The sequence below is a fragment of the Mycobacterium sp. genome, from assembly GCF_965230835.1.
Taxonomy (GTDB): Bacteria; Actinomycetota; Actinomycetes; order Mycobacteriales; family Mycobacteriaceae; genus Mycobacterium.
In genome coordinates this window covers 2339196-2351733 of sequence record NZ_CBDDLW010000002.1, presented here as the reverse complement: position 1 = coordinate 2351733, position 12538 = coordinate 2339196, and the positions used below count along the sequence as shown (strand labels likewise).

12 protein-coding genes are annotated in these 12538 nt (G+C 62.3%); 9 read left to right on the top strand and 3 right to left on the bottom strand.

What is annotated here, in order from left to right; all coding sequences use genetic code 11:
* Positions 1-87: 87 nt before the first annotated feature.
* Positions 88-1608 carry a hypothetical protein gene (locus ACO07W_RS11160; protein ID WP_421843175.1) on the bottom strand — a complete coding sequence of 507 codons (1521 nt, stop codon included), beginning with the start codon at positions 1606-1608 and terminating at the stop codon, positions 88-90.
* A gap of 254 nt (positions 1609-1862) precedes the next feature.
* Between ACO07W_RS11160 and rpsF the strand changes: the two genes are divergently transcribed.
* The 5 genes from rpsF (at position 1863) to dnaB (ending at position 5975) form a co-directional block, all read left to right on the top strand.
* The gene (gene rpsF / locus ACO07W_RS11155; protein ID WP_421843173.1) at positions 1863-2153 is read left to right on the top strand and encodes a 30S ribosomal protein S6; all 291 of its coding nucleotides are present in this window, start codon (positions 1863-1865) and stop codon (positions 2151-2153) included.
* A 165-nt stretch (positions 2154-2318) separates the two neighbouring features.
* Positions 2319-2831, top strand: a complete 513-nt coding sequence (locus ACO07W_RS11150; RefSeq protein WP_421843171.1) for a single-stranded DNA-binding protein — start codon at positions 2319-2321, stop codon at positions 2829-2831.
* A gap of 53 nt (positions 2832-2884) precedes the next feature.
* Entirely contained in the window at positions 2885-3139 is a 255-nt protein-coding gene (gene rpsR / locus ACO07W_RS11145) for a 30S ribosomal protein S18 (RefSeq protein ID WP_421843169.1), read from the top strand.
* 32 nt (positions 3140-3171) lie between these two features.
* On the top strand, positions 3172-3630 hold the full coding sequence (rplI, locus tag ACO07W_RS11140; RefSeq protein WP_421843167.1) for a 50S ribosomal protein L9: 459 nt from the start codon (positions 3172-3174) through the stop codon (positions 3628-3630).
* Between the two features lie 536 nt (positions 3631-4166).
* The gene (dnaB, locus tag ACO07W_RS11135; protein WP_421843165.1) at positions 4167-5975 is read left to right on the top strand and encodes a replicative DNA helicase; all 1809 of its coding nucleotides are present in this window, start codon (positions 4167-4169) and stop codon (positions 5973-5975) included.
* A gap of 501 nt (positions 5976-6476) precedes the next feature.
* On the opposite strand, the gene ACO07W_RS11130 is transcribed toward dnaB, so the two are convergent.
* Both ACO07W_RS11130 and ACO07W_RS11125 read right to left on the bottom strand, forming a co-directional pair.
* Entirely contained in the window at positions 6477-7106 is a 630-nt protein-coding gene (locus ACO07W_RS11130; protein ID WP_421843163.1) for a TetR/AcrR family transcriptional regulator, read from the bottom strand.
* Positions 7103-8278, bottom strand: a complete 1176-nt coding sequence (locus ACO07W_RS11125; RefSeq protein ID WP_421843161.1) for an acyl-CoA dehydrogenase family protein — start codon at positions 8276-8278, stop codon at positions 7103-7105. Before ACO07W_RS11125 ends, ACO07W_RS11130 begins: the two co-directional genes overlap by 4 nt.
* Positions 8279-8376: 98 nt before the next feature.
* On the opposite strand from ACO07W_RS11125, the gene ACO07W_RS11120 reads away from it, so the two are divergent.
* The 4 genes from ACO07W_RS11120 to ACO07W_RS11105 all read left to right on the top strand — a co-directional run bounded on the left by ACO07W_RS11120 (position 8377) and on the right by ACO07W_RS11105 (position 12258).
* Positions 8377-9366 (top strand): acyl-CoA dehydrogenase family protein, encoded by a 990-nt coding sequence (locus tag ACO07W_RS11120; protein WP_421843159.1) that lies wholly within the window; start codon positions 8377-8379, stop codon positions 9364-9366.
* An 86-nt stretch (positions 9367-9452) separates the two neighbouring features.
* The gene (locus ACO07W_RS11115; RefSeq protein ID WP_421840071.1) at positions 9453-10727 is read left to right on the top strand and encodes an IS256 family transposase; all 1275 of its coding nucleotides are present in this window, start codon (positions 9453-9455) and stop codon (positions 10725-10727) included.
* A gap of 55 nt (positions 10728-10782) precedes the next feature.
* A complete protein-coding gene (locus ACO07W_RS11110; RefSeq protein ID WP_421843157.1) occupies positions 10783-11094 on the top strand; it encodes an acyl-CoA dehydrogenase family protein in 312 nt (103 codons plus the stop codon).
* Positions 11095-11103: 9 nt separating this feature from the next.
* Positions 11104-12258 (top strand): acyl-CoA dehydrogenase family protein, encoded by a 1155-nt coding sequence (locus ACO07W_RS11105; protein WP_421843155.1) that lies wholly within the window; start codon positions 11104-11106, stop codon positions 12256-12258.
* The last annotated feature ends 280 nt before the right edge of the window (positions 12259-12538 follow it).

The window sequence follows — 12538 nt, the reverse complement described above, 5'->3', positions numbered from 1 at the left end:
ACCGCACGGGACGCTGTCGGGCTGCTAGTCGCCTGGTTGTCGATCGTGGAGTTCGCGCGAGCCCTTCAGCGGCCCACCGAATCTGATTCATTGTGGTTGGGGATCCGAAGGATATGCGCTATCTAGTGGATCACCTACCGCATATCGCACCCATGCGCCACCGGCGGGCCCGGCTGCGGCGTGTAAATGGGCGTTCTGCAGGCCCGTTCGGGGCAGGGCGAACTCCGCGCCGATGACCGAACATGCCAGGGGAGCCGCGGCGAAGGTCGTGGGAATCGGTGTCACGGTCCACGTGTCCGCCGAACTCAGGCATGCCGCATGATACGAGTCTCCGCAAGGCGCAGCGACCCAACGGCTGTCTGCTCTTTGCAGGGTGCAGGTGCCCGCACCGGGGCGGGGTTCGTCCGGCGCCCAGCTCCACAGCGACGCCTGGATACGTCCATCGTCGGGGAGAAGCTGATCGAAACCGAATAGATTCACGCCACAGTTGGTCATTGCCTGAACTTTCGGTGGTGTAAGTGCCTCAGGATCGACGGGAGGCCGAGTTGGGTTTTCGGCCAGGACCGAGACCAACGTGCTGTCCTCGAAGTAGCGCACCAGCTTCGAGGCGTACACGGTGGGGCTGTAGGTGGCATCGCAGGCCGGGTACGGCTGGTAGGCAGAGGTTGAGCCTCCTTCTACGTGCACACTGCTCCATTCGAAGACGTCGGTTGACCAACCCCGCGCACAGGATCCGACGAGCACGACCCGCGCGCCGGACGCGCGGACGTCGTCACGTGACAGCTGCAGCGGAAGCGGGACGCAGCCGTCGGCGCTGCGTCCAACCGGATCGGGGTGAAAGATGAGGCTGCTCCCGTCTGGGCGCTGCAACACACGATCCAGAGTGGCGATCGTCGACGCGTAAGCCGCGGTGTCATCCAAATTGTCTTCCAGGTAGAGCATCACGACCTCGTCGGTGTGCCCGGGTGCGTTCAGCCACGTCGCTATCTTGGGCAACACCTCGGAGAAGAGCGGTTCGGTGGTGCAGCCCAGGTTGCCCACTTCCGGTCCCTGCCCGTGACACACCGTGACAGCGTGTTTGCCAAACAGCCGTAGTTGTCGGATGTAGTGCAGATCCAGCTCCAGGCTGCGCATGTCGACGTCGAGCAGTTGGGTCAGTGACAGCTGCTGGTTTGAGTCGAAATGCGAGACCGTAAAGCCCTCATTGAGGCTGTTGAATGAATTGTGGGTGCCCAGCCACTGAGCGTCGACCAGCGGCAAGGGGTCGGCGAGCGCATACTGGAATTGCGCTGTTTGGTGAACCCACGACTGCAGATAGGCATCACGGGCGGCCTGGGTCACCCGAAAGCCGAGCGGGATCACACACTTCCTGTCGGGCACGCCGACACGACGGCACTCGAAACTGACCGCGTTAGCGCCCTTGTTGAGGGCGATGCACGGGACCGCAAACGGACTGATCGCGTTGCATGGAGCCGTCGGCGAAGGCGGAAAGGGCGGGGGAGGCGGAGGCCCGAGAGGCGCAGCGTTGGCCACCGGCGCGACCGCCGTCAACGCAACCTCGAATGCGCCAACAACGACCGCGGACTTCATCCATCGGATATTGCGCATACGTTACCGTGGCGCCGACTCGTGGAGGGACGGCAACAACCGGACATCGATTGGATGCCGATCGAAGTTTCCCGCTGGCCGGACTCGGTGTGATCGAGATCTGGTGTGCCCGATCGGGGCGACCCGCTAACCGGAGCGGTCAGATTTTTAGGGCCGCCCGGTGTCGGGTAACCTGGGGCGGTTGCCTATGCGGGTAACACTCCTGCCACGGATCGACCGTGGCCGCTCAGACCAGAGGAGGTAATGAGGTTTCCATGCGTCCATACGAGATCATGGTCATCCTGGACCCCACCCTTGATGAACGGACCGTCGCCCCGTCCTTGGAGGCGTTCTTGAACGTTGTCCGAAAAGACGGCGGAACGGTGGACAAAGTCGATATCTGGGGTCGGCGGCGGTTGGCGTACGAGATTGCCAAGCACGCCGAAGGTATCTACGTCGTCATCGACTTGAAGGCTGCCCCGGCAACGGTGTCCGAACTCGACCGCCAGCTCAGCCTCAACGAGTCGGTGTTGCGCACCAAGGTGATGCGCACCGAGAAGCACTAGCCCGATGATGTCAGCTCGGCGAGACGGGGATCTCCCTGTGCTGGTGCAAGCCGGTTGCCGAAACCAGATCAGCGCATCTGCCAGCGTCAGTGCGGTTGCGTAGGCTCAGCGAAAAGATGCTCATGACTACCCACCGAGACCGTTCGCGGATCCAGGAGGAAAATTGTGGCTGGTGAAACCACCATCACCGTCGTCGGGAACCTGACCGCTGACCCCGAACTGCGGTTCACGCCGTCAGGTGCTGCGGTGGCCAATTTCACCGTGGCATCGACACCGCGGACCTATGACCGCCAGAGCGGGGAATGGAAAGACGGTGAAGCGTTGTTCCTACGCTGCGCCATCTGGCGTGAGGCCGCCGAGAACGTGGCCGAAAGCCTCACTCGAGGTGCGCGGGTGATCGTCACGGGGCGGCTTAAACAGCGTTCGTTCGAGACTCGCGAAGGCGAAAAGCGCACTGTCGTTGAGGTCGACGTCGACGAGATCGGTCCTTCGCTTCGGTATGCCACCGCAAAGGTCAACAAGGCTAGCCGCGGCGGCGGTGGAGGTTTCGGCGGCGGATCCCGCCCGGACCAGATGTCGGCGCAGGCACCTGCGAGCGGCGGGCCCAGCGACGACCCGTGGGGCAGCGCACCCGCGTCGGGCTCATTCGGCGGCGGCAGCGAAGAACCGCCTTTCTGACCGCACATACAGCAGACCAGCAAGACGAGTAAGAAACGGAAAGAAACACACACATGGCCAAGTCCAACAAGCGACGCCCGGCTCCCGAAAAACCGGTCAAGGTGCGCAAATGCGTCTTCTGCGCAAAGAAAGACCAGGCGATCGACTATAAGGACACGACGCTGCTGCGTACCTACATCAGCGAGCGCGGCAAGATCCGCGCACGCCGCGTGACCGGCAACTGTGTCCAGCACCAGCGAGACATCGCGATCGCAGTCAAGAATGCCCGCGAGGTCGCGCTGCTGCCCTTTACCTCATCGGCGCGGTAACCGCCGAACGATCAACGGGAAGTACCAAAACGATGAAGCTGATTCTGACGGCTGATGTCGACCACCTCGGTTCTGTCGGTGACACTGTCGAGGTCAAGAATGGTTATGGCCGCAATTTCCTGCTTCCGCGCGGGCTGGCGATCGTCGCCACACGCGGAGCCCAGAAGCAGGCCGACGAGATCCGCCGGGCTCGTGAGAGCAAGACAGTGCGTGACCGCGAGCACGCCAACGAGATCAAGGCGGCGATCGAGGCTATCGGCCCGGTATCGCTTCCGGCGAAGACCGGGTCCGATTCCGGCAAGCTCTTCGGCTCGGTAACCGCCGCTGATGTGGTGGCAGCCATCAAGAAGGCTGGCGGGCCAAACCTCGACAAGCGAATCGTCCGGCTGCCCAAAACACACATCAAGGCCGTAGGCAGCTATCCGGTGTCGGTTCATCTGCATCCGGAAATCGAGGTTGCGGTTTCGCTCGATGTGATCGCGGAGAGCTAGCTAGAACACAGCAGATCGATGACCCGGTGGCGTCCGCGGCAGGCTGTCACCGGGTCTTCGCATGCTATGGGATTGCCGGAGCGTAGCTGGGGCATAGTTTGCCGGTGAGTCGCGCTGGCGAACTATTTTGGCGGTCTCTTTCGACGGATCGTGTAACCGAGGCTTCACTCAGCGAATATCTGCCTGAAAGACAACACGCCCGACACGGTAACCCGGCACGACACGCCGAACGGATTTTTTTCCACACTAAATGTGTCGGACTGTGGTGCGGTTATCTGCGGGTATGTCGCGATAGCCAGAAGTAATCCACAGGTTCTCCACACCCCCCTCAACACGGGTGCGGACATCTATGCACACGCGATACACAACCTTATGAACAGCGCTTCTTGGGAAGACCCACCAGCAACGTTTACCGTCATCCCGACGCCAGGTGATGCGGGTGCGTCGGAGCGGCGAGTGTCAGAGTCTTGGCCTACGCTGTGAATATCTCCGGTCGAATGTACGTTCGGATACTTGTTTGGGGGAGATGAGGGCCTATGGCGGTCGTCGATGACCTGGCGCCTGGTATGGATGCCTCGCCGCCCAGCGAAGACTTCGGCCGTCAACCACCGCAGGATCTCGCCGCCGAGCAGTCGGTGCTGGGCGGAATGTTGTTGAGCAAGGACGCTGTCGCCGATGTGCTGGAGCGGCTCCGGCCCGCTGATTTCTACCGTCCGGTGCACCAAAATGTTTACGAAGCGATTCTGGATCTGTACGGGCGGGGAGAGCCGGCTGATGCCGTGACCGTAGCCGCTGAACTGGACCGTCGCGGGCTGCTTCGCCGGATCGGCGGTGCGCCCTACCTGCATACGCTGATCTCCACCGTGCCTACGGCCGCGAACGCTGGCTACTACGCGGGCATCGTCGCGGAGAAAGCGCTGCTGCGCCGGTTGGTGGAGGCTGGCACTCGGGTGGTGCAGTACGGATACGCGGGCGCCGAGGGTGCCGATGTGGCGGAGGTCGTCGACCGCGCCCAGGCTGAAATCTACGATGTTGCGGATCGTCGGCTGTCCGAGGATTTCGTGCCGCTCGAGGAACTGCTGCAGCCGACCATGGACGAGATCGACGCTATCGCCTCTAATGGCGGAATCTCACGCGGTGTACCGACCGGCTTCACCGAACTCGACGAGGTGACCAACGGTCTGCACCCGGGGCAGATGATCATCGTCGCCGCGCGTCCCGGTGTGGGCAAGGCGCTTGCGTTGAACACACCGCTGCCCACTCCGGGCGGCTGGACGACGATGGGTGACGTTGCCGTCGGCGAGGAACTGTTGGACGCCGACGGGTTGCCGACGCGAGTGGTGGCCGCGACCGGTGTCATGTTGGGGCGCCCATGTTTTGAGATTGAGTTCTCTGACGGCACAACCATCGTCGCCGACGCCGCGCACCAGTGGCCTACTAGTGACGGTATCCGGACGTCGGCTCAGTTGCGCCCAGGCCGCGACACAGTCGCCCCTGCCGGAACGACGGGGTGCCGCGCCGATCGCGGGACGACCGCGTTGATGGCCCCTGTGCTGAGGGTCGTTTCGGTACACCGGGTGCCCAGCGTGGCAGTGCGTTGCGTCGAGGTGGACAACGCCGCTCACCTGTATCTGGCCGGTGAGGGCATGGTGCCGACGCACAATTCCACCCTCGGGCTGGATTTCATGCGGTCATGTTCGATCAAGAATCGCAAGGCCAGCGTCATCTTTTCGCTGGAAATGAGTAAGTCAGAGATCGTGATGCGGCTGCTTTCGGCGGAGGCGAAGATCAAGCTTGCCGACATGCGCTCAGGCCGGATGAACGACGAGGACTGGACTCGACTGGCACGGCGGATGAGCGAAATCAGCGAGGCTCCGCTGTACATCGATGACTCGCCCAACCTCACGATGATGGAAATTCGCGCCAAGGCGCGTCGGTTGCGGCAAAAGGCCAACCTGGATCTGGTTGTCGTCGATTACCTGCAGCTGATGACTTCAGGCAAAAAGTTCGAGTCGCGGCAGGTGGAAGTTTCCGACTTCTCTCGTCACTTGAAGTTGCTGGCCAAAGAACTTGAAGTTCCGGTGGTCGCGATCTGTCAGCTCAACCGTGGTCCCGAGCAGCGCACCGACAAGAAGCCGATGCTGTCGGACCTCCGCGAAAGTGGAAGCTTGGAACAAGATGCCGACGTGGTGATTCTGCTGCACCGGCCGGACGCCTTCGAGCGCGATGATCCACGTGGGGGAGAGGCCGACTTCATTTTGGCCAAGCACCGCAACGGTCCAACCAAAACCGTCACCGTCGCGCATCAACTGCACTTGTCACGATTCGCGAACATGGCGAGATAAGGACCAGGTCTGTAGGGTCTCAGCCCGCGTGTCATATTCTCAGCGAGTTCGTCATGCGGTTGTCATTTGTCTCAGGAACGTGTCATGTCAAGAGGCCCATGTCCGAAACTATTGGCAATCAACGTAATCTACGAAGTGGCGCAAATGCCTTTACGTCGCGGAGGCCCCCGGAAGCATAGCGGGTGGCGCATCTGATGACGGAAATCACATAGCCTCAAATCGATTGTCCCGGCTGCGGGCGTTGCTTGAATCCGAGCGCGTCGTAGTGCTGTTCCATCACACGCCTTTTGATCTCCACTTTATGCGGCATCACTGGAAGGCCACCGCACGAAGTGTTGCTTGCACGAAGATCCTGTCGAGGATCGTTCGCCCGCCCTAAACAAGCGCTGCGCGTATCGAGTCGCTTCAGCGGTTCGCGACGTACGGCTTCAACCCGGTTGTCGCGCCCACGGCTTAGCCCCGATCAGCTATCGGGTCACGCCACCGCACCGGTAAGCCCCATTAGCGCTCGTGCCCTAGTGGCGCAGCGTCAGTGTCGGGGTCAGCGACGGCGACCAGTCGGATGAGTTGTTCGGCGGCCTGGGCGAGGTGGGCATCGATGTCATAGTCGGGGCGGTTGATCCATTCGAAGGTGATGAAGTAGATCGTCCCGAGGAGTATTTCGGCGGTTGTTTCGGGGCGGGCGCCTGTAGGGAGGGTTGTGTTGTCGGCTTGAAGGAGAGCAAGCATGGCATCGGTGATGCGTGTTTCGGTGGTGGCGTCGTCGGGAGTGTCGTGGGCGACTTGGATGAACTGACCGATGAGCTCTCGATGCATAGGGCCGTGGTCGGCGGCGTAGTGGCGCATGAATCCGAAGAGTGCGCGGATTCTGCCTTCGGTGGTGTTGGCTGCGGCGCTGGCTTGTTCGATGTTGGTGATCATGGCGGTTATGCCGATGCGGGTGAGCTCGCGGATGATGTGTGCTTTGGAGGGGAAGTGGTTGAAGAGGGTGCGGCGGGCGACGTCGGCTTCCTCTGCGATTTGGTCGAGGGTGGTGGTCTCGATGCCCTGTTCATCGAAGAGGGTGCCGGCGACGGCGAGTACGCGAGAGCGGAGCTCTGCGGTGCGTCGTTCGACTCGATCGCGGTTCATGGGGAACTTTGGCTGATGTGGGCACGGGCGGCGTCGAGGCGGTGTGTGCCGAGGGCTTCGTAGCTTTTATGGTCGACGAAGATGTGTTGGGCACCTGTGTGGAAATCGCGGAAACAGCGTTGCAGGATGCTGGGGTTGCGGAGTCCTTGGCTGCCGGATTCGGCGTAGGCGAACTGGACGATCTGGCCGCATACCTCTGTCATGTAGGTGACGCTGGCCATGATTGTCTGGACTCGGTCGGGTGTCATGGGCTGGCCTTGGGACATGGTGTCGACAGTTTTTCCGAACACATCGTGGACCAGGAGGCGGGCCGAGTCGAGGGCTAGCGATTGTTTAGCGATCTCGCGTTGGAAGTACTGGTGCTCAGATAGTGCTCGGCCGTTCAGGCGGTATCGGCCGCCTGCGGCGATCTGTTCGATTTCGTGGAGTGCCCTGCGGGCGACACCGAGCCCCCAGCCGGCGTGGCCGATACCTGCCAGGCAGATGGGTCCGATGCGATACAACGGGGCGCTTGCGTGCACGACAGGGTCGAGGACCCAGAACGTGGCGTCGGCATCGATGAATCGTTCCGGGATGGTGTAGTCGAAACTACCGGTGCCGCGTAGACCCATCACGTCCCATCCGCCTTTGAGCTCGGCGGTGGCTGCAGGAACGAAGTAGCCCAGGAATGCGGGCGACCCCGACTCCAGGAGTACATGTTTGCCGTCGTGGTCTTCGACCATCCCGCCGCCACTGAGATAGGAAGCGTGGGCTGAGCCGCTCCCAAACGAGAAGTCGCCGCCGACAATAAATCCGTCGTCTTTTCGGCGAATGATGGTCTTGGGGGCCAGTTGGCCAGCCAGAACCGATGCGGGCCGTCCCGCCACCATTTCCTCGGCTACGCGGGGATTGAGGTATGCCGTGTACGCGGTGGCCGCGACGTTGGCCATAAATGACCAACCCACAGATCCGTCTTGGAACGACAACTCTTCGCAGACATCGAGGACGACGCCCGTGTCCGCCTCGTGGCCGCCGAGCTCATGGGGCACGGCAATGTGCCAGAGCCCGGCATCGGTGATCGCGTCGATCATCGGCGGCGTGAGCGTGCAGGCGCGGTCGATTGCGTCGGCTTCCCGCTCGGTCACCGATCGTAGGGCCGCCGCCCGGAAGCGGAGATCTTGTGTAGTCGTCATCCAGCCGCCTCCACGATTGCATAAAATGGCACTACTATGCATACTAGCACTCAAATGCCATTAGTCGGAATGTTGATCTGTCGCCGGAGACGCACACTATGAACGCCACACCCTCGTTACGGCCCGCGACCGAAGCCGGAGCAGAGCTGGTGCGCATCGCAGAGGCTCACGCCGAGGCTTTCGCCAAGACCGCGGATCTGCACGACCGCGAAGGGTCCGTTCCCCATGGCAATTTCGCTTCTCTCAAAGAGTCTGGCTTCACATTGGCCTCTGCCCCAACTGAATTCGGTGGGCTGGGGGTGTCCTCGGCGGTCGATCTGGCTGCTGCCCTGAACCGGATGGGGCGAGCGTGTCCGTCGACCACGATCGCAATCACGATGCACATGGTCGGATATTGGGCAATCTGCCAGGAGATGTCCGAAGCAGTCCACGCGCGCCACCCCGACGCGGAGATGCTTCGCGGCATGGTGCAAGCTGCCGCAGACACCCGATTCGTCACGTGTGGCCTCTCATCGGAACCCGGTACGAATATCTGCGCGCCCCTGACCCGCGCCGTTGTGGATGGCGACGACGTTGTCATCAACGGCATGAAGATCTTTTCGACCATGTCACCGGCGGCCGACGTGATCGCGGTCGGAGTGCGCCTGGTGACAGATGACGGCGACGACCAGTTCGCCTGGGCATCGATCCCGCAAGGAACGCCCGGCCTCGTTCTGAATCTCGATGCGTGGGACGCGCTGGGCATGAGGGCCTCGGGCAGCGGGAACACAGTCCTCACGGACTGCCGGGTGCCGCTCGCGCTTGTCAAGCGCTACGGCCCGTGGGGTCATTGGTCCAGCGCGTACGCCACGACCGTATTCGTAGGTGCCGCCCTTCTCGCCAGCACGTTTTTGGGGATCGCCGAAGCCGCCCGCGACCTCGCCGTGGAATCCGCGACGTCCAAGCGCACCGGGCCCACCCAGTCACTGGGCTCACAGCGCGCCGCGGTCCCCGCGCTCATTGGTGACATCGACATGCGCACCGCTGCGTGTCGAGCCATTTTGCGAGAGGTCGCGTCTCATCGCTGGTGTAAATGGTCACGGGCGTAGGTTCCGTCGCAACCGACGAAAGCTATGAAGGAGGGGCTACGCCCGTGACCAAGCGAGTATCGCCGATTGAGCGTGTGCGTGTTGAGATGGATCAGTTGTTCGCCGCGACCGAGCGGCCGTTGACCGAGATTTTGGAGGAGGTCGGGCGGTTATCGGTGCGTCTGGTGTTTCAGGTCGCCGTGGAGGCCGAGGTAGAAGCAGTGTTGGGCCGAGCCCGTCACCAGCGTCGGGTTCAGGACGGCCCGGGCGGGTACCGCAATGGGTATCAACCGCCGGCGACGGTGAAGACCACGATGGGCTCGGTCGAATTATGCCGCCCGAAACTACGCGACACCGACGAGCGGTTCTGTTCGCGGCTATTCGGTGCCGGGGTGACGCGCACCCACGCTCTGGAGGCGTTGGTGATTTCGGGATGGGTGCGCGGTTTGTCGGATCGCGACATCGAGGCCGCGTTGGCCGAGGTGCTGGGCTCGCAGGCGGCGTTGTCGCGCTCGACGGTGAGCCGGATTTGTGCGGCCATCAAAGACGAGTTCGCTGCGTGGTCGTCTCGACGCCTTGATGAGCTGGTGTTGGACTACCTGTTCTTGGATGCCTCGAACTTTCGGATGCATCCCAACGCCCCGGCCGAGCCGGTGCTGGCCGCCTGGGGCATCTGCACCGACGGCAAGCCCCTGTTTATTGGGCTGGCCCCAGCCGCAGCGGAGTCGGCTGATGCGTGGGCCGACTTCTTGGCTGACCTGAGGAACCGGGGACTACGCCCGCCGCTACTGGGCATCTCCGACGGGGCGCCGGGCCTGATCGCCGCATGGGAGACCACGTTTCCGGCAAGCCTGCGTCAGCGGTGTCTGATCCATCGCTGCCGTAACGTCATCGCCAAGACACCTGTCGCGGTCCAGGACGAGATCAAAGCCGCGTTCTGGTCGATCTTCGATGACATTGACCAGCCACCCGGCCAGCAGGCCGTGGATGAAGCCACCCGCCGCGCCGAGGAGTTCACCACCACATACCGCGGGCTCTACCCAGCCGCGGTCGCTTGCCTGGCCAACGACTTCGCCTCGCTGAGCGTGCATTTGCGCTTCCCCCGCCAACACTGGACACGCATCCGCCATTCCAACCTCATCGAACGCACCTTCGGAGAATCCCGTCGCCGGGTCAAGGTCATCGGCCGCCTACCCGGCGAAACCAGCTGTCTGTCGCTGGTATGGGCCGTCCTCGACCGCGCCAGCCGCGGCTGGCGCGGAGTCACCCAAACATCAGCGACCAGCCGCCACCTCCAAGAACTACGCCACCAACTGCTCGAGCCACCCCGCCCACTGCATCCCCCCACCACAACAACCACGACCGACACCACCGCCGCGTAACATGACCACCAGGAACATGCGCCCAGCGTTTTTACACCAGTCCTAAGACGCCACCTTGCGAGAAGCCTGTCTCGCCGTCGACGAATACCTGATCGAGCACCACGCATTCATCGGCGAACAGCCGCCTCCCGCAGTACTGGCCGAGCTGCAGAAGGCAAAGCTTTACGTGACTGCCACGGCAATCGACATTGTCAATGACGCCATGACCGTCGTCGGTGGTGCCGGATACCTGAACAAGCACCCCATCTCGCGGTTGTACCGCGATGTCCGCGCGGGCCAATACATGCAGCCGTTCTCACCCATCGAAGGTTTCGAGTACCTCGGAAAAACCGCCATCGGGGAACCTGCGTTCCCCACTGCAAACTAGGAGCGCAATATGACCCTGCACGAGACCGCCCGTGGCCTGCGCGAGCTCATCGAGGCCGAAGCTGACGCGATCGAAACCGCCGGCACCATGTCGGCGCGTATCGTCGACGCGCTCGAGGGCGCCGGGCTCTTCAACTTCATGACACCGAAATCGCTCGGTGGCCACGAAGCCACCCCGTCCGAGATCTTCGATGTCTGCGAAGAACTTTCCTATGCAGACGGGTCCGTCGGCTGGGCCTTCGCACAGAACACGGCCGTCGGCTCATACCTTGCGTTCGTCAGCCCCGTTGCCGCCAAACGATTCGCGGACCTTCGCGCGGGCGCCGGCATGTTCGCCCCCCTGGGCATCGCCCACCAAACCGACGGTGGGTACATGATCTCCGGCAACTACAAATTCGGCAGCGGTTCAGGACACGCCCAATTCATGGGTGGCGCCGCACTCGTGATGCGCGACGGCGAGATGGCTCCGATGGCGGCCGACGGCACACCGCCTATCATCGGCTTCCTCGTCCCACCCGACGGCTTCAAACTAAAAGGCAACTGGGACGTCATGGGTCTGCGCGGCACCGGCAGCTACGACTTCGAGATCCCAGAGCAACACGTCCCGGCCGACACCACCTGGACCATGTTCCAGCCCGGAGCGGCCAGCCGGCAATCAGGCGGACCCCTCTACGGGATCGGCCCAATTCCGTTGGCCACCATCGGATCCGTCGCTTGGGCCGTCGGCGTCGCTCGCCGCGCCCTCACCGAAGTCCGCGACATCGCCAAGAACGGACGCGCCCGCCTCGGCCAAACACCCCTCATCGAACAACAGCCCTTCCAACGCGACTACGGCCAACATGCCACCGCGGTCGATGCCGCACGAACCCACGCCCTGCACACCTACGAACTCGCCACCGCCGCGATCGAAGCCAACCACGACACCGAACAAATCAACTCCTGCCTGCGCGCCACGAAGGTAGCGGCCAATTACACCACCAAAGTCGCAGTGGAAGCGGTCGACTTCGCATGGGGCGCATCAGGAAGCGACGGGATGAGAAACCCGAGCAGAATCCAGCGCTGCTTCCGCGACATCCACATGGGGGCCGGCCACATGGTCTTCGACGACCGAAACTACATCGAATTCGCCAAAGAACACCTCCACCTCGAAACCACCTTCATCTAAACCAGAGCCACACCGGCACTTCAGATTAGCCGCGGATGGTCTCAAGTTGCAGCGTGCGGCCGTGTGGTGTGAGGAACTGAAGACACCCGATAGTGAAGAAATGACACGAGTTTGAGACAAAAGACCGATGACATCACGCGAGAAAACTTCCATAACCGCAGTTCAGCGCATCGCAATATGGCACGGAACTTGAGAACCTACATTTGCAGGTACTCAAGTTTCACCGCACTTTCTCACGATTGACTGCACCTGAACCGCACTTGTCAAGCGAACGTGAGAC

Excerpts from the sequence above, each read along its gene's own strand:
- rpsR (WP_421843169.1), top strand. The coding sequence starts at position 2,885 with ATGGCCAAGTCCAACAAGCGACGCCCGGCTCCCGAAAAACCGGTCAAG.
- ACO07W_RS11115 (WP_421840071.1), top strand. The coding sequence starts at position 9,453 with ATGGATCAGTTGTTCGCCGCGACCGAGCGGCCGTTGACCGAGATTTTG.
- ACO07W_RS11120 (WP_421843159.1), top strand. The coding sequence starts at position 8,377 with ATGAACGCCACACCCTCGTTACGGCCCGCGACCGAAGCCGGAGCAGAG.
- ACO07W_RS11160 (WP_421843175.1), bottom strand. The coding sequence starts at position 1,608 with ATGCGCAATATCCGATGGATGAAGTCCGCGGTCGTTGTTGGCGCATTC.
- rpsF (WP_421843173.1), top strand. The coding sequence starts at position 1,863 with ATGCGTCCATACGAGATCATGGTCATCCTGGACCCCACCCTTGATGAA.
- ACO07W_RS11105 (WP_421843155.1), top strand. The coding sequence starts at position 11,104 with ATGACCCTGCACGAGACCGCCCGTGGCCTGCGCGAGCTCATCGAGGCC.
- ACO07W_RS11130 (WP_421843163.1), bottom strand. The coding sequence starts at position 7,106 with ATGAACCGCGATCGAGTCGAACGACGCACCGCAGAGCTCCGCTCTCGC.
- ACO07W_RS11125 (WP_421843161.1), bottom strand. The coding sequence starts at position 8,278 with ATGACGACTACACAAGATCTCCGCTTCCGGGCGGCGGCCCTACGATCG.
- rplI (WP_421843167.1), top strand. The coding sequence starts at position 3,172 with ATGAAGCTGATTCTGACGGCTGATGTCGACCACCTCGGTTCTGTCGGT.
- dnaB (WP_421843165.1), top strand. The coding sequence starts at position 4,167 with ATGGCGGTCGTCGATGACCTGGCGCCTGGTATGGATGCCTCGCCGCCC.